Below are 26,293 nucleotides of genomic sequence, written 5' to 3' on the forward strand. Positions count from 1 at the left end.
ACGGCAGATCCGTGATAGCGCTAACCCATTTAAAACATTACAAATTGTTTAGGTTAGTGTTCAGTTTTCATTCATGTCGCCCCTCGTAAAACAGCATGGTGTTTCATTAAAACCCCTGCAATGAACGAGGAAACAACATGAAAAAGATCGCCTTGGCAGCCCTTGCCATTTCCCTGATCGCAACACCTGCAGCCTTTGCCCAGCAGCAAAACGGCTATGGTCACCAGCAGCAGGACCGGATGGTCAAGAAGCGGATCGTCAACGAACGCACCGTCGTGAAGAAAACCCGTTGGGTGCGTGGCAACAAGCTGCCCAGCAATTACCGCCGCAATGTGGTGCGCGACTATCATCGCTATCACCTGAAGACACCGCCACGCGGCTATCATTGGGTTCGGGTCAACAATGACTATGTCATGGTCAGCATCGCGTCGGGCATCATCGCATCGTTGATTCAAGGCCGGTAAACGACCGTCAATCGCAGCAGAAGCGGCACCTCCGGGTGTCGTTTCTGTTGTTAATCCACGAAGACCCGGACGCTTGCGGCACGTCCTGCTGAATCGATAACGGTCAGCGTCGAATAGCCACCACCATCCGGCACCCACTGATTGTCGCGGCGGCGCGATGTTTCCGGCAATGGCTTACCATTGGCCAGCCAGCGAAAGGGCGCACGGCCTCCCTGCAGTTTCAGCGCCAGAGGCGAGAGAGCACCACCTGCTTTCGCACCAAGTTCAACACGCGCACCCTCTGGCGGATAGATGATCTGCGGTGCTGGTTCACGTGTCGTTGAGGCCAGAAGCCCGTTTGATGTCCGGGTGAACCGGCGCTGGCTGATCGGCAATTGCGCCTGCGCGATGCGCACGGCTCCGCCCGGCGCTCTCGGCAGCGGCGTAACGGGGACACCTGACTTGACGAACCCCTCGAACAGGATCGGCGCCGCTGTGCCAAAACCCGTTATGCCAGGCACAGCGCCGTTATCCGGGCGACCAACCCAGACACCCAGCACGTAGCTGCCGTCGAAACCTACGGACCATGCATCACGATAACCGTAGCTGGTGCCCGTCTTGTAGGCGATGCCGCGTTGTGCGGCACCGAGCGGCGGCATGACACCGGACAGGATATCAGCGACGTGCCACGCGGCCACCGGCTCGAGCAATGGTTCCGCTTCGATAGGTTGTGGTTTACCCTGAATACCATCCCCCAGCAGCACCGGCCTGCCGCGATTGGCCAGAGCCGCATAGAGCTGCACCAGATCTTTCAACGTAATGCCAACACCGCCAAGACCGATGGCGAGCCCCGGCGCTTCATTGGCTGGAAGCACAGGCCTCACCTCTGCCCTGCGGAACCGGACCATCAACCGCGTCGGGCCAACCGCATCAAGCAGGCGGACGGCAGGTACGTTCAGCGACAGTTGCAGCGCCTGCCTTATGCTGACATCGCCCTGATAGCTCATATCGAAATTGCGCGGACGATACCCGAAGAAGTCGGCAGGACGGTCCTCAATGATTGTCTCCTGCGAGACAAGCCCGTCCTCGAAGGCCAGACCGTAGATGAACGGCTTCAAAGTTGATCCGGGCGAACGCATCACCCTCGTCATGTCGATCCAGCCGGAGCGGCTGGCATCGAAATAATCGGCAGAGCCCACTTCACCAACGATTTCTCCGGTCCGCGCATCAGCCATGACCATGGCAATGGATACTTTGGGTCCGAGTTTGCCCGCCGCCGACTTGGCAACTGCCTCTAGACCCTGCTGGATCGGGCGGCGCAACGTTGTCTGGTGCCGGTTGACCTGCGGTTCCTTGCGCAAGGCGGCTTCCGCCAGATGCGCCGCATAGGCCGGAAGCTGCAGGCGGCGGGCGGGAACCGGGATCAACCCAGCCCGTTCGGCTTCCCCCTCGCCCACGACTTTGGCAACGGCCATTCGATCAAGCACCCGCTCTCGCGCGGTTTCGGCAGCGGCCAGATTACGGTCGGGCCGGCGCTTTTCCGGCAGTTGCGGCAGCGCGACGAGCAAGGCGGATTCCGCCACCGTCAGGCGGCGCGGCTCCTTGCCGAAATAGGCGAGACTTGCAGCGCGGATACCTTCAAGGTTGCCGCCATAGGGCGCGTGCGTGAGATAGAGATCGAGAATTTGCGCCTTGGTCAGCCGCCGCTCGATCTGCAGGGCGCGCACCAACTGGGCGAATTTCGCACTGAGCGAACGCCCTTCCCGCGGTTCGATCAATCGCGCCAGCTGCATCGACAGGGTCGAACCACCGGAAACAATGCGGCCATTGCTGACCAGTTGGAGTGCTGCCCGTGCCAAGGCTTGCGGGTCAACGCCGCGATGCTGCCAGAAACGCTGATCCTCATAGGCCACCAGCATGCGGACAAATTGCGGATCGACATCAGCCGCTGTGGTCTGCAAACGCCAGCGCCCTTCCGAAGTGGCAAAGGCGCGAAGCAGCTGGCCGCTGGCATCAACGACCTCAGGCGAGACTTCCCGTGCCTTTTCCAAGGGGGGCGGAAACTTTCTGTCAGCCAGGTCGAGGCCGAAGGCCAGCGCCGTCGCCACCACCAGATTGGCGGATATGCCGATACAAAATGTGCGCCACGTGATCATGGGATCAACCAACCTTGAGCCAAGGCCTGTTTACTGTGCAGTCACGACCTCCATCCGGCCCGTTGCCGTGCGTGCGGAGAATTGCGGACGATACATATCCTCGACGCTGGCTGCTGGATGATCGTAGGTTCCCGGTGTCACCGCCCGCACCACATAGGCCAGGGTGATTTCCCTGTTGTCGCCAGTGTTGCGATCAAACGCGGCAACGAAACGGTCACTGCGAAATTCCGTATGAGCGGCTTCCACTTCGCCGATCCAGTCGAAATTCGACAGCTGCGCACTGTTGACGAGGCCGGGATTATCGATCTCGAAACCGGCAGGCAAGAGATCGGTGATCAGTACCCGCGATGGCCAGTTGTTGTTCTCGGTAACTTTGAGGACAACGACATAGCGCTCGTTCTGCTTGGCTTCGCTGACATTGGCTTCCGACCCATCCAGTGTGTAGTAGGTACGCTGGATATTGAAACCATCGCCACCTGCGGGCAGAGGCTGGGCCGGAGCGGCAACGGTTGTCACCACGGCCGAAACCGCTTCGCTCGATGCATTGGTGATGCTGACGGGCTGGGCGATCAGCTCATCGCCAGTCATCCGCGCGGCATAGCCACCCGTATGCGCCACGCCGTTGATAGCGAGCTTCAGATCGTTGTCGCCGCCCTGAATCGCGCGTGCGGCAAGCAGCATCCATGTCTGTTCCTGCGTGCTCGTATAGGTCTTGCGCTCCCACTCCTTGGCAACAATCTGCGACAGTTGTGGAATGATCGCGGGAACCGGACGGCTTTCCGCTGCAAGAGCCAGCACCGCAGCATCGTCACGCAGCGAAGAACCGTAATCGGAGCGCACGAGGCTGACATTGGTGGCCTTGGTCGACATTTGCAGGGCATTCGTGAAGACACTTTGCGAACGCTGTGCATCCCCGTAGAGCGCCAGAGCTGCCGCCAGATGGGCGCGCGACAATGGTGTCGGGAATTCCGAGAGCTTCGTGTCGGCATAGTAGCGCAGATCACTGACAGCCGCCTTGCGGTTGCGGGCGAGCACGTAAAGCGCATAGGCAATCTCATTGCCCTGATCCTTTACATTCACGTCGTAGCTCAGCGAATTCTGCAGGTTCTCCAAGGCCTGTACGAGCGCCTTTTCCGGCACGTCATATTTCTGCTCGCGTGCACGGGTCAGGAAGTCCGTGACATAGGCATCAAGCCATAGATCACCCGAACCCGGACCCCACAGGCCGAAACTACCCGATGAAGACTGATAGGACAGGACGCGGAATATCGCCTCCTGCACCCGTTTCTGCACATCACCATCGTCGGCAAGACCGGATTGCTTGGCCATCTCACTGAGATATAGCAACGGCAAAGCGCGGCTGGTGGTCTGCTCGGCACAGCCATAGGGGTAACGGTCGAGCGTCATCAGCAGCGCCGGTATATCGAAGGCCGACGACCGCGAAACATTGAGGCTGACCGATGCACCCTGCAGAAGGCTACTCGCCAGCAATTCGCGGTCGATTTTCAACGTGCTGTTCGGTGCGATCTTGATGGGATTGCGCATGGTAATCGGCAGCGATGCCGGGCGCACCGGAATGTTCAGGGACTGCTCCAGCGAAACGCCCGCTGCATTGGACAGTTTGACCGAAACCACGCCATCGCCAGGCTGATGACCATTGAGCGGCAATGTCAGATCGAACTTGCCGCCTGCCGTCAACTTGACGGTCTGGACAGCCGACTGCTGATCGACGCTGACCGCCTGATTGCTCGTCACCTGCAACTGGTAATCGCCTGCCGGCGCATCCGTATTGGCAATGTCAAGCCGCAGGGCGGTCTTATCTCCCGGCGCCAGGAATTTCGGCAGACTTGCCGTCACCACGACTGGATCGCGGATGATTATGTCCTTGCTGGCATGGCCGACACCGGCCTTGGACCAGGCAACGGCCATGACGCGCGCTGTCCCGTTGAATTGCGGGATGTCAAAGCTCACGTTGGCCTTGCCCTCGGCGTCAAGTTTTACCGGACCAGAGAAGAAAGCGACCAGTTTTTCAGTGGGCGGGCTACCCTGTAAGGGCATCTGGGCACCATCGCCGCCCGTGCGCAGACGACCTGCGGCACCCTGCGAACCATCAATGAGGCGACCATAAAGATCGCGGATTTCCAGACCGAGTTGGCGCTGGCCAAAATACCAGCCGTCGGGATTGGGCGCCTCGTAACGGGTGAGATTGAGGATACCCACATCAACGGCCGCAACCGTGACATATGCCGTATCACCGATGCCCGCACCGGTCACCTGGACAGGAATATTCAGCGGCTGACGCGGCAATGTCTTCTCGGGTGTATCAAGCTTTACCGCAAGATTGCGGTCACCGGGATTGACGCCCAGCCACTTCACACCGATGGCGCGCATCGGCATATGGCTGTCCTGCGCATTGCCCGGACGGAACAGCGTGGCGGTCACATAGGCACCCGCGCCCCAATCGGCCGTGACAGGAATCTCCACCTCTCCGCCTTCTGCAGGAATGCTTGCATGCTTCGTTGTCAGCAGACTTTCGGCTCCCACCGTCACCAGAAGTTCACCGGCAAAGCGCGGTGATACTTTCAGTTTGGCCGTGTCACCAGGCGCATAGTTCTCCTTGTCGAGTGCGATCTCGAGCCCATCTGGCGTTTCGGTCGAGGTGGCGGCAACATAATACCCGGCATCAAATTCGACGCTGGACGTCGGGCCATCCACATCCGCCGTCTCAACCTCCAGCCGGAAACGGCCCCAAGTGACAGGAACGGAAATCTCCGCGCCATCGGCAGTCGCATCCACAGTGCCATTGGCAATCAGCTTGGTTGAAACAATGGGCTCATACTTCCACGAGCTGCCGTCACGGTACCATTGGTAATTGCGCTCGACGCCAACAAGCTTCCAGCTCAAGCCGCTCATGGCCTGCTTCTGACCATTGTTGTCGACACCGATCACATGGAATTTTCCAACGGAATTCTCCGCCAGATCGCCGTCGAACTCGGGCTTGATGCCAATCTTCGCACCCTGCGACTTCACCGGCAAAGTCAAATTGCGTTCAATGGCCCGCCCACCGGCTTCTTGCATCCGCACGACGATGTTGGCGTTCAGCAACTGGGTCGTCGACGGGACTTCATTCAGCGTCACATCGAACGTCGTCTTGCCGTTTTCATCGAGCGCCTGCAGATCTTCCAGCGGAATACGGGTGTCCTCATTGGCTTGCTCATCGGCAAGGCCGAAACGGTAACCCTTGAAGTTGGCATCTTCATGGGTGGGTTTGAGGCTGACTTCACCTTCGAGGCCAAGACCTGCTGCGGGTGCTCCGTAAAGGAAGCGGCCATCGACCGTAACCGGAGTTGCCGCCCCCACGGTGATCGCCTTGGCTTCACTGGTCATGTCGAATTCGATCCGATCAGGGACGAAGTCTTCGACCATGAAGGATTTCTCGGCGATGGGCGCGGCCTTTGGGTCCGTGTAGATCTGCATGTTCCAGGTGCCGCGCATGGCGTTCGCCTGCAGCACCAGATCCAGAGTGTGACCGCCAAGGGCCGTACCGTCACTGACCATGCGGCGATCTTCAACGCCATCCGGACGCCTGAAAACGAACGTCAGGGGCAGATTTTCGATGGCATTGGCACCAATGTCGCGGGCAAGAGCTGATGCATGCACGGTTTCGCCTGCGCGGTAGATGCCGCGTTCGGTCCATGGGAGGACATCGATTGCGCCCGGAGCTTCCCGGCCAGTTACGCCGCGATCCGAGAGATCAAAACCGGCGCGGGTCATATCGAGGAATACATAGTCCGCATCGCCATTCTTGGCGGTGATAACAGCTGGCGTCATGGCAGCCGTGCCACGCAGCAGCCCTGCGGTGAATGTCGCGCGGCCATCCGTATCGGTTATGGCTGTACCAAGAATTTCATTGTTCTTGGCCAGAAGCTGCAATTCCACACCGATCAGCGGCTGGGCGCTGGCAAGGGATCGTGCAAAAACATTGAGCCCATCCGTACCGGTATAGGTCGACAGACCGATATCCGAGACGACGAACCATTGGGTTGCCTGGGAATCCCACTCGTTGCTGCGTGCATCGGGAGAAACGGCCGTCAGAACATAGACGCCCGGGTTGCGCTGCGGCAGGGCTTCATCCACCGGGAAACTGGTGACAACGTCCTTGTTGAGATCGGACTGGATGTCGATCGCTCCCTGCCAGACCAGTTCACCCGATTCATCCTGCAGTTTCTGGGCGTTATAGCCGTCGATCTGGGTCAGGAACTGCGAGCTGGTGAGCAACGAGGCAATGCCGCGGTCGCCAATGCGGTAAAGCTTGAGATTGGCGCTGGTGGTGTTGACAGAGACGATAGGAATGCCGCGACGTGCGGTGCTGGGCAGCACGAAACTGTCGCCGGTAAAGCGCACTGTCGCCGACCGATCCTTGACATAGAGGTCGAGATCCACCTGACCTTCCAGCGCTTCGCCGACCGAGGATGGTAGACCCGCACGCAATGACAGTTTGTAGCGCTGGCCGTGTGTCAGGCCTTCCACGCAAATCTCACTGCCTTTAGCCTCAACTGCCTTGGGGGCAGCCCCATCCAGCATGACGAAGGGCGCGTAATCCGTACCAACCTTGACCAGAGGGTCGGAAAACTGGACGCAGGCGCGCGGCGTTGCGCTGTCGGCATCGATCGTATGATTGACAATCCGGAAGCCCTGACGGGCTTTGAGATCGAGATAGGCAGCCTTCACGGTTTTCGCATCGACCAGTTCGAGGCTGGCCTTGTAGGCATTCAGCGCAGCGCGATAATTCTGCGCATTTTGCAGCGACGTCGCCAGAACAGCCAAAGCATCGGCGCGGCTTTGCATGGTGCGTGTCAGGAGATAACCATTATAAGCTGCAAGCGCGGCCTGTCCGGCAACATAGGTGTTTTTGTCGGCGCGATTGGCAGCACGGGCAGTCTCGATCCACAACTCCGCGTCCTCAGGCGAAACTGCGAGCGCACCCTTGAAGGCATTGAGCGCATTTTCAATGTTACCGGCGGCCAATTGAGCGCGCGCGGCTTGCTGCAGACTGGCCGCTCCCTGCCCCTTCTGTTCATCCGTCAAGGCAAGGCGTGCCTTGACCTGCCGTGCATCCTGCACGAGTTGATCAGAAAGGAACGCCAGCTTTGATGGTGCGCCGATATCCGGCTCGCTCGCTGTCTCGACCACCTTGCCTGCGATCGCGCCGGGGAAACTATGCAGTTCGTTGAAATCGGATTTCATGAAGCACCATTTCACCTTGGGATTATAGGTGAAGGCCTTGCAGGTAGTCTCGGCCAGACAGACCGCCTCGCACTGGTCAAGGGTCACGTCCTGCTCTGTGCGCAGATCAAAACCGAAATAGTCGCCATCTTTGGTCGTGACGATGTCGCGAGTCGATTCGGCAGCACCGGCAGGCACCCCTGAAATCAAGGCCGAAAGAAGAAAAGCTGAAAAGCCGATAACCGCGCGCATAGACATGAAGTCCTCCCAACGCAACCCGTATGGTGGTGAGCCGCACTCTTCAAACTTCAGTATAACTTGTCAACAGATCATGCGGTGGGCGCGCGCGTGTCTTCCGCGATTTCCGCGCGTATCCATTGCTGAAAATGCAGCATCTGCGGTGTTGGCTTGCGGTTTTTTGGAGAAACCAGCCAATAAGCGATATCTGACGGTACGCGCAGGGGAAATGGTGCAACCAACCGGCCATCCGCCAGCGCATCCTCCACGAATAGCTCCCAGGCCAGCATGATGCCTTGACCGCTGATCGTCGCTTCAACTGCAAGCCATGGATCGGAGAAAGTTGGTCCATCGAAAGACAAGGGACCATCGAGACCTGCCGCCGCCTGCCATTCATCCCAGCTGAACATGGGATTTTCATAACAAATGATCGGCTGGCTGAAAATATCAGCTGGCCCGGTCAGCCGCTCGGCAAAGGCACGCGTGCAGACCGGAAACATCTTTTGGGGCAACAGGCATTCGGGCGTACCGTCCCGCCAATCCCCATTACCAAGCCGGATTGCCAGATCGATATCGGAGCTCTTCAGATCGAGCACGCCCGGAGAGGGATCAATCCGAATCTTCATATCTGGGTGAGCACCCCGCAACCGTCCCAGGCGCGGCACCAGCCATTTTGACGCAAAAGTCGGTGCGACGGAGAGAAGCAAAGTCTGTTCCACTCCATCGGCCATGGCGACAGCTCTCGACAGATGCTGAAAACCTTCCTCAAGCCGAGCGATGAATGCCTTGCCAAAAACCGTGGGAATGAGCCCTGCCCGTGTCCTGTCGAACACTGCGTGGCCGATCTGCGCTTCCGTCCGGATCAATTGCTGGCTGACCGCACTAACCGAAACGCCGAGTTCGGACGCAGCCTTTGGCAATGAACCCAATCGACCGATGGCCTCGACGGTGCGCAATCCATTGATGTGAACCCTGTTCAAATTTTTCATCATTGAAATTCTTCATCAAGTTTTTCTACATCAAGATATCGCCATTCTTGATTGCCGACGCGATAAAACAAGAACAAAATAGCACATTCCTCATTTCATAGGAGGCATGTGATGAAGATTTTCTGGCTAACAAAGTGGTTTGCAGAGACTCTCACCTCGACCAGCGATGACAGCAGCCTTGTCAACAATGATGCTATTGACCACTGGCGTCGGGACCCGCTCTTGCACCCGGCGCTGCAAGTCATGTGTCTGGATGAGCTGGCAGACCTGCCCTTTGACCCGCACAGCCTTCGCAGCTGCTGACAAGCATGAAAAGAAACAGGCCCCGGAAGGGCCTGTCTTAACTATTGAAACTGTCTATCGGAACAACACAACCGCCTGCTGCAGCGTCACCCAGACACCCCAGAGGATAGGGATACCCACCGCAGCCCAGGCGAGAGCCGCCTTGGCATCCAGTCCACCATGGCCAATGCCAAAGGAACCGGTGGCACCAGATTCCGCCGTCTTGGTCTTGGCCTGAAGGGCTGCGACCTCCGCATCGGACATAAACCATTTCGACGCGAGCGGCCGGACGAAGAAGTTGGCGATGAAGCCAAGCGCCAGCATGCCTGCAAGGATGTACATGGTGCGGTCATAGACCTGATCGCGCGGCACACCCGCGTTGATCTGGAATTCGCGGATATAGTTGACCACGACCGGCCCGACGATGCCCGCCGTTGCCCATGCCGTCAGCAGCCGGCCATGGATTGCACCAACGAACTGCGTTCCGAAAATATCGGCAAGATAGGCGGGGACGGTGGCAAAACCGCCGCCATACATGGACAGGATCACGCAAAAGATCGCAACGAACAGAGCCTGACTGCCCATGTGAGCGGCGGTCGGCGCAAGGGCGTAAAGTACGATGCCGAGGGCAAAGAAGGTAAAATACGTGGCTTTGCGGCCTATCCGATCCGAGAGCGACGCCCAGAAGAACCGCCCGCCGATGTTGAAGAGCGAAATCAGACCGGCAAAGCCCGCAGCAATGGACGCGATGGCTGTTTTCTGACCAGCGTCCAGCTGGGTGAAGCTGACGTCAGGCAGGCCTATGAGTTTGCCGGCGAAGATTTCCTGCAACATTGGCGAGGCCATGCCGATCACACCGATACCAGCCGAGACATTGAGGCAAAGCACCGCCCAGATGAGCCAGAACTGTTTGGTCTTGTGGGCATCGCGCAGATGCACGTGCCGCGTTGTGATCATGGCTTTTGCAGCCGTTGGTGGTGTCCAGCCTTCCGGCCGCCAGCCTGCAGGTGGAATGCGGTAGCCGAAGGCGCCGCAAATCATGAAAACGAAGTAACCCGCGGCCATGACGAGAAAAGTCTGCCAGACGCCGACCGAGTCAGGTGATTTGAAATGATTCATCAGAAGGTTGGCCAGCGGCGCGCCAATCATGGCACCGCCGCCAAAACCCATAATGGCCATACCGGTTGCCATACCGCGACGGTCCGGAAACCATTTGATCAGCGTGGAAACGGGAGAGATATAGCCAAGTCCGAGGCCGATACCACCAATCACACCGGCACCGACCCACATCAACCAGAGCTGATGGGTCATGACGCCGATGGCGGCCAGTACCATGCCGCCACACCAGCAGACGGCGGAAACAACACCCGCCTTGCGCGGACCTGCGCGTTCAAGCCAGCCACCCCAAATGGCCGCAGAACAGCCAAGAAGCACAAAAAACAGGGTATAGATCCAACCAAGATCGCTGACGCGCCAGTCACAGGTCGTCGTGAAAAGTGCGGTCAGAAGGCCAAGATCAGTGCAAGCGACCGACTGTTCGACGCCAATGGCGCGTGACAGCGGCAACCAGAAAACGCTAAAACCATAGGCCATACCGATACAGAGATGGATGGCAAGCGCTGCGGGTGGGACCAGCCAACGGTTAAAACCCGCTTTGGCGACGATACGCTCACGATCAAGTATGCCCGGGTTCCCGTAGGCCCCCGACTCTGCTCTGTCTGTCGCTGACATTTGAATTTCTCCTCCAAGCCCCAATGGCGCTAATTTAAGCTTTGGTATTTCAATCTGGATGTATTTTCTGGATCGTGTTCTTGTTGTTGATGCTTTTCCGCCCGCTCCCCGAAACGGAAAAACACAGGGTCATCGGCCTTGCATGATAGGCCTTGAGAAAGACAGGAGCGAAAAAATCAAGCCGGGACAGGTCCCGGCTTGCGGATGTGAGGTGCAGCCTCGATCACAAGTGGATCAAGACCATTGTCCTCCTTTTCCAGAATGTCGAAAAGTTGGGCGCGCATGCGCGATTCCCAAAAGAGGTTAATGTGGTTTGAAACGCCCTCCACGGCCTCTGATTTTGGCTGTGTATGGAAAAAGGTGGCGATCTGGTTGGCCATGTAGACGAGCTTGTCACCCGTCGTCTTATGATTTTTATCCATATTGCACCAATCGAACGTTTGGACTTTGAACAAGGGTGGGTGAAGCCGGATCCAGATTGAATTTTCCGGCTGGAGCCGGTTCATCGGTCTTTATCCCCGCTTCGGCGGCAGCAACCGGAATGCGCTCATGGCGGGTGAAGACGTCAAATTCATCGCCGCGCACCAGTGCAACGAGCGTCATACCTGCCGCCTGCGCAGTACGTACAGCCAGTGCCGTAGGCGCCGATACAGCAATCAGCACAGATGCACCGATGATCGCCGCCTTCTGCACCATTTCGATGGAGACCCGGCTGGTGATGACGACTGCACCAGCCGTCCCGCTCACCCTCGAACGGCAGAGTGCACCGGCAAGTTTGTCGAGTGCGTTATGGCGGCCGACATCTTCACGCGCAGCGACGATACCTTTACCTGGAACAAAGAATCCGGCCGCGTGGACAGCACCCGTCTCATTGTGGAGCGGTTGCAACGGCGACAGGAGGCGCACGGCCTGTGCCAGATCGTCAGGTGTCAGATGCAGCTGCACATCATCAACCGAAGCCACGGGCTTCAGCGCCTGCTCGATGGACTCGATGCCGCACAGCCCGCAACCGACCGGTCCAGCCATGCGGCGGCGGCGGTCTGTTAGTTCCTGGCCGGCTTCATCAGCCAGCAGCAACTGTATATCAATGCCCTCGCCATGATCTTCGATGGCGATTTCGCTGATTTCAGCGAGCCCGGAAATGATGCCTTCCGACAGACTGAACCCGACGGCGAAATCCTCCATGTCGGCCGGACTTGCCATCATCACCGCATGCGTGGTGCCATTGTAGCTGAACGCAACAGGTGTTTCCTCAGGCACCATCCGGCTGTCAGTCGCATAGACATAAGCCTCGCCTTTGCGGCGACGCGTTATGCGCGGGACTTGCAGCCCGGTCGAGCGCTCGGCCATGCCTATTCCGCCGCATCAAGTGTCTGGACAATGCGCCGGCTCTTGCGGGCCTGCTCATCATACTCGATCTGCCAATCACTCGGACCGTTGGACGCACCGACCTGTACCGCCGTGACCTTGTATTCAGGGCAATTGGTCGCCCAGTCGGTAAAGTCCGTGGTGATGACGTTGGCCTGCGTCGTCGGATGGTGGAACGTTGTATAGACCACGCCCGGCGAAACGCGATCGGTGATCAACGCACGCAAGGTGGTTTCACCGGAACGGCTTGATATCTTCACCCAATCGCCATCACGGATACCGCGCAGTTCGGCGTCGTGCGCATGAATTTCCAGCCGATCTTCTTCATGCCACATGACATTGTCCGTACGGCGTGTCTGCGCACCGACATTGTACTGCGACAGGATGCGGCCCGTTGTCAGAAGAAGCGGGAAACGTGGTCCAGTGCGCTCGTCTGTTGCAACATATTCCGTGCGGACGAATTTGCCCTTGCCGCGCGCAAAGCTGTCGATATGCATGATCGGGGTGCCGAGAGGCGCCTTCTCATTGCACGGCCACTGAACCGAACCTTCCTTTTCCAGAAGATCGTAGGAAACACCGGCAAAGCTTGGCGTGGTCAGAGCAACTTCGTCCATGATCTGCGACGGATGCGTATAGTTCCAGTTGAGGCCCATGGCCTGGGCGAGCGTTTGCGTGACTTCCCAGTCTGCATAACCGTTCAGCGGGCTCATGACCTTGCGCACACGGTTGATGCGGCGCTCAGCATTGGTGAACGTGCCGTCCTTTTCAAGGAATGTCGAACCCGGCAGGAACACATGCGCATAATTGGCGGTTTCGTTGAGGAAGAGATCCTGAACGACAACGCATTCCATGGCGGCAAGACCGGCAGCCACGTGCTTGGTATCGGGATCGGACTGGAGAATGTCTTCGCCCTGAATGTAAATGCCCTTGAACGTGCCATCAACGGCGGCATCCAGCATATTGGGGATACGCAAACCCGGTTCGTTCTGCAGCTTTACGCCCCAGAGCTTGTCAAAAATATCGCGGGTGGTGTCATCGGAGACATGGCGGTAACCCGGCAATTCATGCGGGAACGAGCCCATATCGCAGGAGCCCTGCACATTGTTCTGGCCGCGCAGCGGGTTTACGCCAACGCCCTTGCGGCCGATGTTGCCGGTGGCCATGGCAAGGTTGGCAATGGCCATGACCGTTGTCGAGCCCTGGCTGTGTTCGGTAACGCCGAGACCATAATAGATGGCGCCATTGCCACCGGTTGCGAACAGCCGCGCCGCTTCACGCAGCGCCTGCGGCGGCACACCGGTCAACTGTTCGATGGCTTCGGGGCTATGTTCGGGCATTGAAACGAAAGCCGCCCAATCCTGGAATTCGTCCCAGTCGCACCGTTCGCGAATGAATTTCTCGTTGAACAGGCCTTCCGTGACAATGACGTGCGACAGCGACGTGACAACGGCGACGTTGGTGCCGGGACGCAACGGCAGATGATGGGCTGCTTTTATGTGAGGTGAGCGCACGAGATCGATACGGCGCGGATCAATAACGATGAGCTTCGCACCTTGACGCAGACGCTTCTTAAGACGCGAGGCAAAGACCGGATGGCCGTCGGTGGGGTTGGCACCAATGACGATGACAACATCCGTGTGCTCGACGCTGTCGAAATCCTGTGTGCCTGCCGAAGTGCCGAACGTCTTGTTCAGGCCATAACCGGTCGGTGAATGGCAGACGCGGGCACAGGTATCGACATTGTTGTTGCCAAAGCCGGCACGGACCAGCTTCTGCACCAGGTAGGTTTCTTCATTGGTGCAGCGGGAGGACGTGATGCCGCCGATGGAATTGCGGCCATACTGATACTGGATACGGCGGAACTCACTGGCGACGTGCTTGTAAGCCTCTTCCCATGTCACTTCGCGCCATGGATCGGAAACCTTTTCGCGGATCATCGGGTTAAGAATACGATCCTTGTGGGTCGAATAACCGTAGGCAAACCGGCCCTTGACGCAGGAGTGACCACGGTTGGCCTTACCGTCCTTGTAGGGAACCATACGCACCAGTTCTTCGCCGCGCATCTCCGCCTTGAACGAGCAGCCGACGCCGCAATAGGCGCAGGTAGTTACTTTCGAATGCTCCGGCTGGCCGATCTGGATAACCGACTTTTCCGTCAAAGTCGCGGTCGGGCAGGCCTGAACGCAGGCGCCGCAGGAAACACACTCGCTGTCGATGAAATGCTCGTGCATCCCGGGCGAAACGCGGCTGGAGAACCCCCGGCCTTCAATGGTCAGCGCAAAGGTACCCTGCACTTCTTCGCAGGCCCGCACGCAACGCGAGCAGACGATGCATTTTGCCGGATCGTAGGTGAAATAAGGATTGGATTCGTCCTTCGGCATCCAGCGATCATTGGCAACATTGTCATTCTTGGATTTGGCGAAAACGTGATTGTCACCCTCATAGCCGTAGCGCACATCGCGCAGGCCGACGGCACCCGCCATATCCTGCAGCTCGCAGTCGCCATTGGCGGCGCAGGTCAGGCAATCCAGTGGATGGTCGGAGATATAGAGCTCCATCACGCCCTTGCGGATGTCCTTCAGGCGCTGTGTCTGGGTATGAACAACGAGCCCTTGCATCGCCGGCGTGGTGCAGGATGCGGGTGTGCCATTGCGGCCCTCAATCTCGATCAGGCAGAGACGGCAGGAACCGAACGCATCAACCATATCGGTCGCACAGAGCTTGGGCACCTGGATACCGGCTTCCATCGCCGCGCGCATAAGGGAAGTACCCTCGGGAACGGTGACTTCGTTGCCATCAATGGTCAGCGAGATCATCTTTTCAGATTTGGAAGCGGGAGTACCGAAATCGATTTCATGAATGAGGGACATACTAAGCTCCTATTCCGCAGCTTCTGCGACGGGCGCAGGGCGAAAATCTTCAGGAAAATGCGTGAGTGCGCTCATGACGGGATAGGGCGTAAAACCACCCAGCGCGCAGAGCGAGCCGAACTTCATGGTATTGCACAGGTCGGTGAGGACCTTGATCTGCTTTTCCGGTTCGATATTGGCAGCGAGCCGGTCGACGACCTCGACACCGCGTGTCGAGCCTATGCGGCAAGGCGTACACTTGCCGCAGGATTCGACAGCGCAGAATTCCATGGCGAAACGTGCTTGTTTCAACATATCAACACTGTCATCGAAGACTACGAGCCCGGCATGGCCGATCAGCCCGTCCCTGGCGGCAAAGGCTTCGTAGTCGAATGGGGTATCAAAGAGTTCCCGCGGGAAGTAGGCACCGAGCGGACCACCAATCTGCACAGCTTTGACTGGACGCCCAGTCGCCGTACCACCGCCGATATCATCGACGATTTCACCCAGCGTCAGGCCGAAAGCGGTTTCGAAAAGCCCGCCATACCGAACATTGCCCGCGATTTGCAGCGGAATGGTGCCGCGCGAACGGCCCATGCCGAAATTCTTGTAGAATGCAGGGCCTTTGTCGAGAATGACCGGCACCGAACTCAGTGATATCACGTTGTTGATAACGGTGGGCTTACCGAACAGACCCTTATGGGCAGGCAATGGCGGCTTGGCGCGAACGATGCCACGGCGGCCTTCAAGGCTCTCCAGCAGCGCCGTTTCCTCACCGCAGACATAGGCGCCTGCACCAACACGCACCTCAATATCAAAAGCATGGACAGAGCCCAGCACCGAAGTGCCAAGAACGCCTGCCTTGCGGGCAACGGCCAAAGCCTCATTCATCACGGCAATCGCATGCGGATACTCGGAGCGGGTATAGATGTAGCCCTTCGTAGCACCGACCGCGATACCGGCAATGGTCATGCCCTCGATCAGAACAAAGGGATCGCCTTCCATGATCATGCGATCAGCGAATGTACCGCTATCACCTTCATCGGCATTGCAAACGATGTATTTGCGCTCGCCAGCCGTATCGAGAACGGTCTTCCATTTGATGCCGGTCGGGAAACCCGCGCCGCCGCGTCCGCGCAGACCGGACTCTGTCACCTGCGTGACGATCTCGAGGGGTGTGAGAGCAAGTGCCTTTTCCAGCCCCTTCAGGCCATCATGCGCCCGGTAGTCATCCAATGAAACAGGGTCAGTGATGCCGCAACGGGCAAAGGTCAGACGCGTCTGCTTTGCCAAAAACGGCAGCTGGTCGGTCAGCCCTAGGCTAAGCGGATGAGTACCGCCCTCGAGCATGCCGGTATCGAGCAAGGACGCAATGTCGGATGGTTTGACCGGACCATAGGCAACGCGGCCAGAGGGTGTTTCCACCTCAACCATCGGTTCGAGCCAATACATGCCGCGCGAACCGTTGCGCACGATGCGCGCATCGAGATTGCGGGCAACGATTTCGTCCTGCAGCTTCCTGGCAACCTTTTCGGCACCGAGGGCAAGCGAACCGGAATCGCGAGGCACGAAGAATGTAATGGTCATAGCCGCACCTCGGTGGCAATTTCTTCAAGCTTCTCAGCATCGAGGCGGCCAATCACTTCACCATCGAGCATGGCGGCGGGCGCACAGGCGCAAAGGCCGAGGCAATAAACGGGTTCAAGAGTGACGGCGCCGTCTGAGGTCGTGCCGTGCCAATCAATGCCGAGCAATTCCCGGGCTTTCTGCGCCATGGCATCGCCACCCATCGACTGACAGGCTTCAGCCCGGCAAAGCTTTAGCACATGCCGGCCAGCGGGATGATCACGGTAATCATGATAAAATGTGACAACGCCATGCACTTCAGCGCGGGAAATATTGAGCGCTTGGGCGATCAACGGCAGAGCCTCCTGCGGCACATAACCGAACTCGCCCTGCAAATCGTGCAGGATCGGAAGAAGCGGACCTTCTTCGTCCTTTAATTGATTGATAATGCCTATCGCTCTTGTTGCGATATCGGTACTTGCGCTTTGCATTGCTGCAACGCCCTCCCTAATTTCCCCTCGTAACTTAGAACAGATCAAAAGCGCGGTGATTAATCAATATACCAGTCTCGTTACTCGATAGAAGATTTCTATTAAAGCATTTTGAGATTTATCGCCAACGCGCGGGCTTCATGCAGCAAGGCTGAAACCAGGGGCGTATGCGGCTCGCGATCTGCTGCGACCAGCCCGACAAGATGGCGTGCATCCGGTTCAACGATCGGAATAGCACGGATCGGTTCAGAAAAACCCAATGTTTCTGCCAGGTTGAGCGGCATGATACTTGCCCATTTACCGGTGCGGATGTGTGAAAACAGCACAATCATCGAGTTGGATTCAAGCGTCGGGTTCACATCGACCCCCGCCTCTTGCAGATGTTTATTGATGATACGGCGGTTCTGCATGTCCATGGTGAGCAGGCACAACGGCAATTGGCCCACCTCGGCCCAGGTCACAAATTCGCGATCGGAATAGGTGCTGCCGGTCGATGTGATCAATTGGTAGCGTTCCGAATAGAGCGGTACCGAGGTAACACGCCCGAGCGGCTCATTGTCGAGATAGCTGATTCCCGCATCAATCTCGAAATTGCTGAGCAATGTCAGCACCTCCAGTGATGTGCGGGAGGTCACCGAAAAAGTCACGTCAGGGTGTTTTTCACGGAACGGCGTTGTCAGGCGCGAAACCATGGCCAGCGCCGTTGGAATCGCCGCTATTTTCACATGCCCGGACAAACCATAGCGCGCGGCGCGGATTTCCTCACGCATCGTCCGTGTGTCGCCGACAATCCGGCGCGCCCATTCGAGCACCCGCTGGCCTTCCGGCGTCAACCCCTTGTAACGCGAGGCGCGCTGAACCAGCACAACACCCAGTGTATCCTCAAGCTGGCGGATGGCTGCCGACAGGGTGGGCTGCGTAACGCCGCACTCCTCGGCTGCGCGGCCAAAATGCTGGTTGCGCGCCAGAGCGATAAAAAATTCCAGCTTGTCGATCATCGAAATCCGTCCTCCGAGAGGACTCTATCGATGATTACCCGCCGACAGCAAGAGCGGAGACAAATTCAAACAGTCAGGAACTTACGAACCTCCGGTCTGTCGAGGCTTGCCGCATCACCCGAATGAACGATCTCGCCGCGATCCATGATGTAGACGTGGTCTGCCAGTTCACGGCAGAAATCGAGATATTGTTCGACGAGAAGGATAGCCAGGCCTGTCTGATCGCGCAGAAACCGGATGGCTCGGCCAATATCCTTGATGATCGACGGCTGGATGCCCTCCGTCGGTTCATCCAGAACAAGCAACCTCGGCCGCGTGACCAGCGCGCGGCCGATGGCGAGCTGTTGCTGCTGACCGCCGGACAGATCCCCGCCTCGGCGGCCCAGCATGGTCTTGAGCACCGGGAAGAGCTCGAAAACTTCCGGAGGCACGTTGCGGTTGCCGCGCTTGGCTGCAGCGAAGCCCGTCGCCAGATTCTCACGCACGGTGAGCAGCGGAAAGATCTCGCGACCCTGTGGCACGAACGCAATACCGGCACGGGCCCGGTCATAGGGAGGCTTCTTGCCAAGCGGCGAACCATCGAAGCTGATTGTACCCGATGACAGCGGGTGTTGACCGACGATCGCGCGGAGCATGCTCGTCTTGCCAACACCGTTGCGGCCAAGCACACAGGTGATGGATTTCGGTTTCACTTCAAGTGATATGCCGCGCAAAGCCTGTGCCGCACCATAATGAAGAGAAGCATTTTCAACCGTGAGCATCAGAGGGTTCCTTCACATTGATGTATCGCAACAGTGGTTCGTGGTTCGACAAGCTCACCATGAGGGAGATGGGTGGCTGCAAACCAATCATCAGCCGTTCAGAATTTGACTCCCTGACGTCCTCACTTTCCCTCATGGTGAGCTTGTCGAACCGCGGATTAGATGGTGGGCTTCCCAAGCTTGCCGAAGGGTGAACCACGCGCTGTCTCATCGCCCGAGGTAGACCTCGATGACGCGCTGGTCATTGCTGACGTGATCAAGCGAACCTTCGGCCAGCACCGATCCCTCGTGCAGGCAGGTGACCTTCACATCGAGCTCGCGCACGAAATGCATGTCGTGCTCCACAACGATTACCGAGCGGGTACGGGCGATGTCGCGCAGAAGCTTTGCTGTTTCCGCCGTTTCCGCATCAGTCATCCCGGCAACAGGCTCATCCACCAGCAGCAGTTTTGGATCCTGCGCGAGCAGCATGCCGATTTCCAGCCACTGTTTCTGGCCATGGGAGAGATTGGCAGCCAGCCAGTGACGTTTTTCGAATAGCCGTATCGTGTAGAGAATTTCAAGAATTCGGTCCGCCTCGTCCCTGCTCTGGCGATGAAACAGCGCAGAAAAGGCCGAGCGTGACCCGGACAGCGCCAGAACCAGATTGTCCTCCACAGTGTGACTTTCGAAGACTGTCGGTTTCTGGAACTTGCGGCCAATGCCGAGCATGGCAATTTCAGCTTCATCATGCCCGGTCAGGTCGACCGTGCCGTTGAAATAGACATCGCCCGTATCCGGCTTGGTCTTGCCGGTGATAATATCCATCATGGTCGTCTTGCCGGCCCCATTGGGACCGATAATGGCGCGCATTTCACCCGACTGCAGCACGAGAGAAAGATTGTTGATGGCGCGGAACCCGTCAAAGGAAACCGAAACGCCGTCGAGGTAAAGCAATGTGTCCTTGGCCTTCATTAGGGTTACTCCGCGGCCTGAGGTTCGGGTGCTGGTACGCGCTTGCCGCTTTGCTTCACGACCGGCGGCAGCACTTCGTCGTCTTTTTGTGCCGCATCGGCGGCTCTTCGGGCTTTCCATGCGCCGTAAAGTCCCAGAATGCCCTTCGGCAGGAACAGCGTGACGAGAATGAACAGCGCGCCGAGGGCGAACAGCCAAGCCTCAGGAAAAGCGGTGGTGAAGTAGGTTTTGCCAAAATTGACCAGCACGGCCCCGATGATGGGACCGATAATCGTGCCGCGCCCGCCAACGGCCACCCAGATGACCGCTTCAATGGAGTTCGCAGGTTCAAACTCGGACGGATTGATAATGCCGACCTGCGGCACATAAAGCGCCCCGGCAATCCCCGCCATCATGGCAGAGAGCGTCCAGACGAACAGTTTGTACCGGTCGACGCGATAGCCAAGGAAGCGCATGCGGCTTTCCGCGTCACGCACCCCGACCAGTACCTTGCCGAGCTTCGAGCGGATGATGAAACCTGAAACGAATACGGCCAGCGCCAGAAACAGTGCCGTTGCCGCGAAGAGTGCTGAGCGGGTCGTTCCGGCCTGAATGTTGAAGCCAAGAATATCCTTGAAATCCGTGAGGCCATTGTTGCCGCCAAAGCCCATGTCGTTGCGGAAGAATGCAAGCAAAAGCGCATAGGTCAGGGCCTGTGTGATGATGGAGAGATAGACACCGGTGACACGCGAGCGGAATGCCAGCCAGCCAAAACCGAAGGCCAGCACGCCGGGAACCAAGACGACCATCAGGGCGGCAAACCAGAAATTGTCAAAGCCGTACCAGAACCAGGGCAATTCCTTCCAGTTCAGGAACACCATGAAATCGGGCAGGACCGGATCGGCATAGACACCACGGGGACCGATCTGACGCATCAGATACATGCCCATGGCATAGCCGCCGAGTGCAAAGAAGGCACCATGACCGAGTGAGAGAATACCGCAAAAACCCCAGACCAGATCAAGCGCCACAGCGAGCAGCGCATAGGTCAGATATTTGCCAAGCAGCGAAACCAGATAGGTGGGCACATGCAGGGGCGATGTATCAGGCACCAGCAGATTGAGGAGAGGCACAAGACAGGCAATCCCCACCAGGAAGGCGATGACAATCACGCCACGCCGGTCGCCATGCTTAAAAAACCATTGGGTGATCATGCCTCGATGGCCCTTCCCTTGAGTGCGAAGAGACCGCGCGGACGCTTCTGAATGAACAGGATGATGAGGACCAGAACGAGAATTTTGCCCAGAACAGCACCGGCAAAGGGCTCGAGAAACTTGTTAGCGATGCCGAGGGACATGGCACCGACCAGTGTTCCCCAGAGATTGCCGACACCGCCGAAGACCACAACCATGAAACTGTCGATGATATAGCCCTGGCCCAAATTGGGGCTTACATTGTCGATCTGGCTGAGCGCGACACCGGCAATGCCGGCAATACCGGAACCAAGGCCAAAGGTGAGCGCATCGACCCATGGCGTGCGGATACCCATGGACGATGCCATCCGCCGGTTTTGCGTGACGGCCCGCATGCGCAGGCCGAGCATGGTTTTCTTCAGCACCAGCTGCAGCACGGCAAAGACCGACAAAGCGAAGACGATGATCCAGAGGCGTGACCACGTCAGCGTCAGCATGCCGACATCAAAGGAACCGGACATCCACGAGGGGCTGCTCACCTGAACGTTCGAGGCGCCGAACCACGAGCGCGTTGCCTGCTGCAGCACCAGCGAAATGCCCCATGTGGCAAGCAGAGTTTCCAGTGGCCTGCCATAGAGGAAGCGGATGATTCCGCGTTCAATGACAACACCGATCCCGCCCGAGACGAGAAAGGCCACAGGCAGGGCAATCAAAAGTGAATATTCGGAAAGCGCTGGCATGGATGCATGAACAATCTGCTGCACCACGAAGGTTGTGTAGGCGCCGATCATCACCATTTCGCCGTGGGCCATGTTGATCACACCCATGACTCCGAACGTGATCGCAAGACCGATGGCCGCCAGCAGCAGGACCGAGCCAAGCGACAGGCCATAAACGATATTCTGGATGCCGTTCCAGATTTCGAGTTCAGAATTGATGCTGGATATCGCTGCACCGGCGGCTTCACCGACGGGTCCCTGAATTCCGGCAAGCGGCGTCAGCAGACCGAGTGCTTCGCGCCCATTGCCGGACTTGATTTCAGCAATGGCGGCGATCTTCACATCGTCTGCCGCGCTGGAGTTGAGAACAGCAGCAGCTTTGGCCCGCTGCATCAACATCTTGATCCCTGCATCCTTCTCGGCCGATATGGCCTGGTCCAGCAACGGGATGGATTCGGGATCGCGGTTCTTCAGGATTGCCTCGGCAGCGGAACGCCGCTCCGTTGCATCGGTGCTCATCAATGTCAGACCACCGATGGCAGCAGCAATATCCCGGCGCAGCCGGTTGTTGACCTTGATCTTTTCGGCCGCACTGCGCGGGACCGGAGCCAATTTTGCCCCGCTCAGAGGATCAGTCGCCGCATAGTCCGAGCCATCTCGCACGCCAAGAAAGACTGATTTATCCGTCTTCGAAACATAGAGGTCGCCTGCACTCAATGCATTGAGAATGACGGCCGCGCGCGGTGCGCCGCTTTTGGCAAGCTCGGAAACCGCCTTGCTCGTGTCGTCAAAATTGTCTCCAGCCAGCGCTTCCACCAGCGGCTTGAGTTTGGCGTCATCCACGGCTTGTGCACCTGCGGCAGCAGGGAGCAGGCAAAGGCCCAGCATCGCGATGATGGTCAGGAAGCGGCTCAATGACATTCAACAATCCTGCATTTGAAGTTCTTTCGGGGCGCTCCACCCCCGCAATACGTGCGGGGGTGGAGTTGGCTTCGGATTTGTCGCCCCCGACCCGAAGCCGAAGGTCCATGCCTAGTTGGTCACGCCACCGCATTTGCCGGAGACAACATTGAAGTTGCCGCACGACATCGGCTTGCGCCAATCGGAGATCAGATCCTTGGAGCCCGGCAGATAATCCGACCACTCATCACCGACCACGAGGCCAGGCGTCCTGTAGACGATGTCGAACTGGCCATCATCCTGCACTTCACCGATGAGGACCGGTTTGGTGATGTGATGGTTTGGCATCATCGTTGCCGAACCACCGGAGAGGTTCGGCACGGAAACGCCGACAATCGAGTCGATGACGGCATCGGACTTGGTGGTACCGGCGGCTTCAACAGCCTTTACCCACATGTTGAAACCGATGAACGTCGCTTCCATCGGGTCATTGGTCACGCGCTTGTCGTTCTTGATGTAGGCATGCCATTTCTTGATGAATTCGGCATTGGCATCGGAATCGACTGATTCGAAATAGTTCCACGCGGCGAGATGGCCAACCAGCGGCTTGGTATCGAGACCGGCCAGTTCTTCCTCACCCACCGAGAAGGCGACAACCGGAATGTCTTCGGCCTTGATACCCTGGTTGGCGAGTTCCTTGTAGAACGGCACATTGGCATCACCATTGATGGTGGAGACAACGGCTGTCTTTTTGCCAGCGGAACCAAATTTCTTGATGTCGGAAACGATCGTCTGCCAATCCGAATGACCAAACGGTGTGTAGTTGATCATGATGTCCTCATCCTTCACGCCTTTGGCGTTGAGATAGGCCTTCAGGATCTTGTTGGTGGTCTGCGGATAGACATAATCCGTACCGGCGAGAACCCAGCGCTGCACGCCTTCCTGGCTGGCGAGATAATCAACAGCGGGAATGGCCTGCTGGTTCGGCGCAGCACCTGTATAGAAAACGTTACGCGAGCTTTCCTCACCTTCATACTGAACCGGATAGAACAGCAGGGAATTCAGTTCTTCGAAGACCGGAAGTACGGATTTGCGCGAGGACGATGTCCAGCAGCCAAAAACCGCAGCAACCTTGTCCTGCTCGATCAACTGACGGGCTTTTTCCGCAAAGAGCGGCCAATCCGACGCCGGATCGACAACAACGGCTTCAAGCTTCTTGCCGAGAACGCCGCCCTTCTTGTTCTGCTCATCAATCAGGAAGAGCATCGTGTCCTTGAGCGTGGTTTCGGAAATCGCCATCGTACCGGACAGCGAATGCAGAATACCGACCTTGATCGTATCCTCCGCGGCTTTTGCGGGCGACAGGGCCAGCGTCGCTCCCACGGCGGCGGCGGCCAAGGTTCCAATAAATCTGGCTGTTAGACTGAACATTCAGGTAAACCCCTCTTTATGGTTTTGTTTGTACCGAGGGAATACAAAGCAACGACCGTGCCAATCGGCGCGCAGCACGATACAATTGTGAAATCTTAGTATCTGGCCGGCGATTATAACGTTTGCGCTATGCATGGATGAAGCTGCTGCTGCCTTGCGCGCCAGTCAAATGCCTATACTCTCATCAATTGGTCGCATATGCCTATTTATTGTGCGCATACTGCAATTTGCGTCATCGATCAAACGGCTTTGATCTGGCATTGGTCTTCGTTTGATGTATGCTGCTGCCACCAATCACATTCTCAAGGAAAGAAAATGGATATCCGTCAGATTGACGAAGGCTTTGCCGTGACCGGGCAGATTTCACCCGATGATGTACGCGATATTGCTGCCGCAGGTTACCAGACCCTGATCTGCAACCGTCCCGATGGTGAATCGCCGGATCAACCGGAATTTGCCGATATCGCCAAGGTTGCCGAAAAAGCAGGCATCCCGATTTACTACGTTCCGGTTGTTTCCGGCCAGTTGACCCAGAACGACGTGGATGCGATGGCGGCAGCGCTTGAAGAAGCGGAAGGCCCAGTGCTTGCCTATTGCCGCTCCGGTGCCCGCTCGACCAATATTTACGGTATCGTTCAGCAACAAAAAGGCTGACCCGAAGGGACGGCTGCAGCCGTCCTGCCGTATACCTCAACAACCTTCCCAAGCCAGAGACAACAGAGCTGACGTTCCCATGAGCCGTATTGCCGATCTGAACAGTGACGATTTCGCCGCCTTGCGCCAGAAGACTTTGAACGAATATGAGGCCTTCCGCGCCCGTGGACTGAAGATCGACATGACCCGCGGCAAACCAAGCCCCGAGCAACTGGCGCTTGCCAACGGCATGCTGACCCTGCCCGGCAATGGCGATCACTTCAGCGAAGCGGGCGAAGATGCACGCAACTACGGCAATCTGCAGGGATTGGCCGAAGTGCGCACTCTGTTCGCATCGACGCTTGGTACCTCGCCGGAGCGGATCGTTGTCGGCGACAATTCCAGTCTGGCGCTGATGCATGACTGCCTGCTCTGGGCCTGGGTCAAGGGTGTTCCCGGCGGTGCGGAACCCTGGCAGAAGACGGAAGCGCCGGCTTTCATCTGCCCGGTGCCCGGCTATGACCGGCATTTCTCCATTCTTGAGGAATATGGCATCCGCATGCTGCCGGTTCCGCTCAAGGGCGATGGGCCTGATATGGACATGGTCGAGGAACTTGCCGCCGATCCGAGCGTCAAGGGCATGTGGTGCGTGCCGAAATATTCCAACCCTTCCGGGGAAACCTATTCTGATGCGGTGATCGAACGGCTCGCGGCGATGAAGACCGGCGCTCCGGATTTCCGCCTGTTCTGGGACAATGCCTATGCGGTGCATCACCTCACGGAGACCGAGCACCAGATTCCCGATATTCTTGATCTGTGCGAGAAGGCTGGAAATCCTGACCGGGCATTTGTCTTCGCCTCCACGTCCAAGGTGACGCTGGCGGGTGCCGGCCTCGCATTCTTCGCCTCGTCGCCTGCCAATGTACGCTGGTATCTTGCCAGCGCCAGCAAGCGGACAATCGGACCTGATAAGCTGAATCAACTGCGCCACGTACGATTCCTCAAGAATGAGGACGGCATACGCAGGCACATGGCGGCGCACCGCACCCTGATTGCGCCGAAATTCGACACGGTCAGCAATGCGTTGGAAAAGCGCCTCACTGGTACGGGTGTCGCCGAATGGTCGAAGCCGCAGGGCGGCTATTTCATCTGCGTCGATGCGATGGAAGGCACGGCCAAGCATGTGGTCGAACTGGCCAAACAGGCAGGTGTCACCTTGACCCCGGCCGGATCGACGTCACCCTACGGCAAAGACCCGCACGACCGCACATTACGGCTGGCACCGACATTCCCTTCCCTGCAGGAAGTGGAATTGGCCTCGCAGGGTATCGCGCTGTGCATTCTGCTGGCCGCGCTGGAAAAACTGCACTCGACCCGTAATGGCTGA

At 57.8% G+C, this 26,293-nt stretch carries 19 protein-coding genes; 4 read left to right on the forward strand and 15 right to left on the reverse strand.

Annotated elements, in window-relative coordinates; translation table 11 throughout:
- Positions 1–137: 137 nt before the first annotated feature.
- Positions 138–464, forward strand: a complete 327-nt coding sequence (locus FHW16_RS03335) for an RcnB family protein (protein WP_182547725.1) — start codon at positions 138–140, stop codon at positions 462–464.
- A 50-nt stretch (positions 465–514) separates the two neighbouring features.
- Here the strand turns inward: FHW16_RS03335 and pbpC are convergent, their stop codons facing one another.
- The 3 genes from pbpC to FHW16_RS03350 all read right to left on the reverse strand — a co-directional run bounded on the left by pbpC (position 515) and on the right by FHW16_RS03350 (position 9,054).
- Positions 515–2,599 carry a penicillin-binding protein 1C gene (gene pbpC / locus FHW16_RS03340; protein ID WP_182547726.1) on the reverse strand — a complete coding sequence of 695 codons (2,085 nt, stop codon included), beginning with the start codon at positions 2,597–2,599 and terminating at the stop codon, positions 515–517.
- A gap of 30 nt (positions 2,600–2,629) precedes the next feature.
- Positions 2,630–8,077: an alpha-2-macroglobulin family protein gene (locus FHW16_RS03345; RefSeq protein WP_182548902.1), complete on the reverse strand. Its 5,448-nt coding sequence runs from the start codon at positions 8,075–8,077 to the stop codon at positions 2,630–2,632.
- A gap of 77 nt (positions 8,078–8,154) precedes the next feature.
- Positions 8,155–9,054 (reverse strand): LysR substrate-binding domain-containing protein, encoded by a 900-nt coding sequence (locus FHW16_RS03350; protein WP_348643842.1) that lies wholly within the window; start codon positions 9,052–9,054, stop codon positions 8,155–8,157.
- Positions 9,055–9,162: 108 nt separating this feature from the next.
- Between FHW16_RS03350 and FHW16_RS03355 the strand changes: the two genes are divergently transcribed.
- A complete protein-coding gene (locus tag FHW16_RS03355) occupies positions 9,163–9,354 on the forward strand; it encodes a hypothetical protein (protein WP_182548993.1) in 192 nt (63 codons plus the stop codon).
- 54 nt (positions 9,355–9,408) lie between these two features.
- On the opposite strand, the gene FHW16_RS03360 is transcribed toward FHW16_RS03355, so the two are convergent.
- The 12 genes from FHW16_RS03360 to urtA all read right to left on the reverse strand — a co-directional run bounded on the left by FHW16_RS03360 (position 9,409) and on the right by urtA (position 24,273).
- The gene (locus FHW16_RS03360) at positions 9,409–11,064 is read right to left on the reverse strand and encodes an OFA family MFS transporter (RefSeq protein WP_182547727.1); all 1,656 of its coding nucleotides are present in this window, start codon (positions 11,062–11,064) and stop codon (positions 9,409–9,411) included.
- 176 nt (positions 11,065–11,240) lie between these two features.
- Positions 11,241–11,486 (reverse strand): formate dehydrogenase subunit delta, encoded by a 246-nt coding sequence (locus tag FHW16_RS03365; RefSeq protein ID WP_182547728.1) that lies wholly within the window; start codon positions 11,484–11,486, stop codon positions 11,241–11,243.
- Complete coding sequence (gene fdhD / locus FHW16_RS03370; protein ID WP_182547729.1) at positions 11,479–12,414, reverse strand: formate dehydrogenase accessory sulfurtransferase FdhD; 936 nt, start codon at positions 12,412–12,414, stop codon at positions 11,479–11,481. The genes FHW16_RS03365 and fdhD overlap by 8 nt, the downstream gene beginning before the upstream one ends.
- Positions 12,415–12,416: 2 nt before the next feature.
- Positions 12,417–15,302, reverse strand: coding sequence for a formate dehydrogenase subunit alpha (gene fdhF, locus FHW16_RS03375; protein WP_182547730.1), 2,886 nt, complete (start codon positions 15,300–15,302; stop codon positions 12,417–12,419).
- 9 nt (positions 15,303–15,311) lie between these two features.
- Positions 15,312–16,868 carry a formate dehydrogenase beta subunit gene (locus tag FHW16_RS03380; protein ID WP_182547731.1) on the reverse strand — a complete coding sequence of 519 codons (1,557 nt, stop codon included), beginning with the start codon at positions 16,866–16,868 and terminating at the stop codon, positions 15,312–15,314.
- Positions 16,865–17,338: a formate dehydrogenase subunit gamma gene (locus tag FHW16_RS03385; protein WP_182547732.1), complete on the reverse strand. Its 474-nt coding sequence runs from the start codon at positions 17,336–17,338 to the stop codon at positions 16,865–16,867. The genes FHW16_RS03380 and FHW16_RS03385 overlap by 4 nt, the downstream gene beginning before the upstream one ends.
- 101 nt (positions 17,339–17,439) lie before the next feature.
- On the reverse strand, positions 17,440–18,336 hold the full coding sequence (locus tag FHW16_RS03390; protein WP_182547733.1) for a LysR family transcriptional regulator: 897 nt from the start codon (positions 18,334–18,336) through the stop codon (positions 17,440–17,442).
- A 65-nt stretch (positions 18,337–18,401) separates the two neighbouring features.
- Positions 18,402–19,097: an urea ABC transporter ATP-binding subunit UrtE gene (urtE, locus tag FHW16_RS03395; protein WP_182547734.1), complete on the reverse strand. Its 696-nt coding sequence runs from the start codon at positions 19,095–19,097 to the stop codon at positions 18,402–18,404.
- A 207-nt stretch (positions 19,098–19,304) separates the two neighbouring features.
- The gene (gene urtD / locus FHW16_RS03400) at positions 19,305–20,051 is read right to left on the reverse strand and encodes an urea ABC transporter ATP-binding protein UrtD (RefSeq protein WP_182547735.1); all 747 of its coding nucleotides are present in this window, start codon (positions 20,049–20,051) and stop codon (positions 19,305–19,307) included.
- 5 nt (positions 20,052–20,056) lie between these two features.
- Positions 20,057–21,244: an urea ABC transporter permease subunit UrtC gene (urtC, locus tag FHW16_RS03405; RefSeq protein ID WP_182547736.1), complete on the reverse strand. Its 1,188-nt coding sequence runs from the start codon at positions 21,242–21,244 to the stop codon at positions 20,057–20,059.
- On the reverse strand, positions 21,241–22,863 hold the full coding sequence (gene urtB / locus FHW16_RS03410) for an urea ABC transporter permease subunit UrtB (protein WP_182547737.1): 1,623 nt from the start codon (positions 22,861–22,863) through the stop codon (positions 21,241–21,243). Before urtB ends, urtC begins: the two co-directional genes overlap by 4 nt.
- 111 nt (positions 22,864–22,974) lie before the next feature.
- The gene (urtA, locus tag FHW16_RS03415; protein WP_182547738.1) at positions 22,975–24,273 is read right to left on the reverse strand and encodes an urea ABC transporter substrate-binding protein; all 1,299 of its coding nucleotides are present in this window, start codon (positions 24,271–24,273) and stop codon (positions 22,975–22,977) included.
- A 315-nt stretch (positions 24,274–24,588) separates the two neighbouring features.
- Here urtA and FHW16_RS03420 point away from each other — a divergent pair, with 315 nt between their 5' ends.
- Together FHW16_RS03420 and FHW16_RS03425 are read left to right on the forward strand one after the other, a co-directional pair.
- A complete protein-coding gene (locus FHW16_RS03420; RefSeq protein ID WP_182547739.1) occupies positions 24,589–24,927 on the forward strand; it encodes a TIGR01244 family sulfur transferase in 339 nt (112 codons plus the stop codon).
- 79 nt (positions 24,928–25,006) lie between these two features.
- Positions 25,007–26,293, forward strand: a complete 1,287-nt coding sequence (locus tag FHW16_RS03425; RefSeq protein WP_182547740.1) for an aminotransferase class I/II-fold pyridoxal phosphate-dependent enzyme — start codon at positions 25,007–25,009, stop codon at positions 26,291–26,293.

This window comes from Phyllobacterium myrsinacearum, from assembly GCF_014138285.1.
Taxonomy (GTDB): domain Bacteria; phylum Pseudomonadota; class Alphaproteobacteria; order Rhizobiales; family Rhizobiaceae; genus Phyllobacterium; species Phyllobacterium myrsinacearum_A.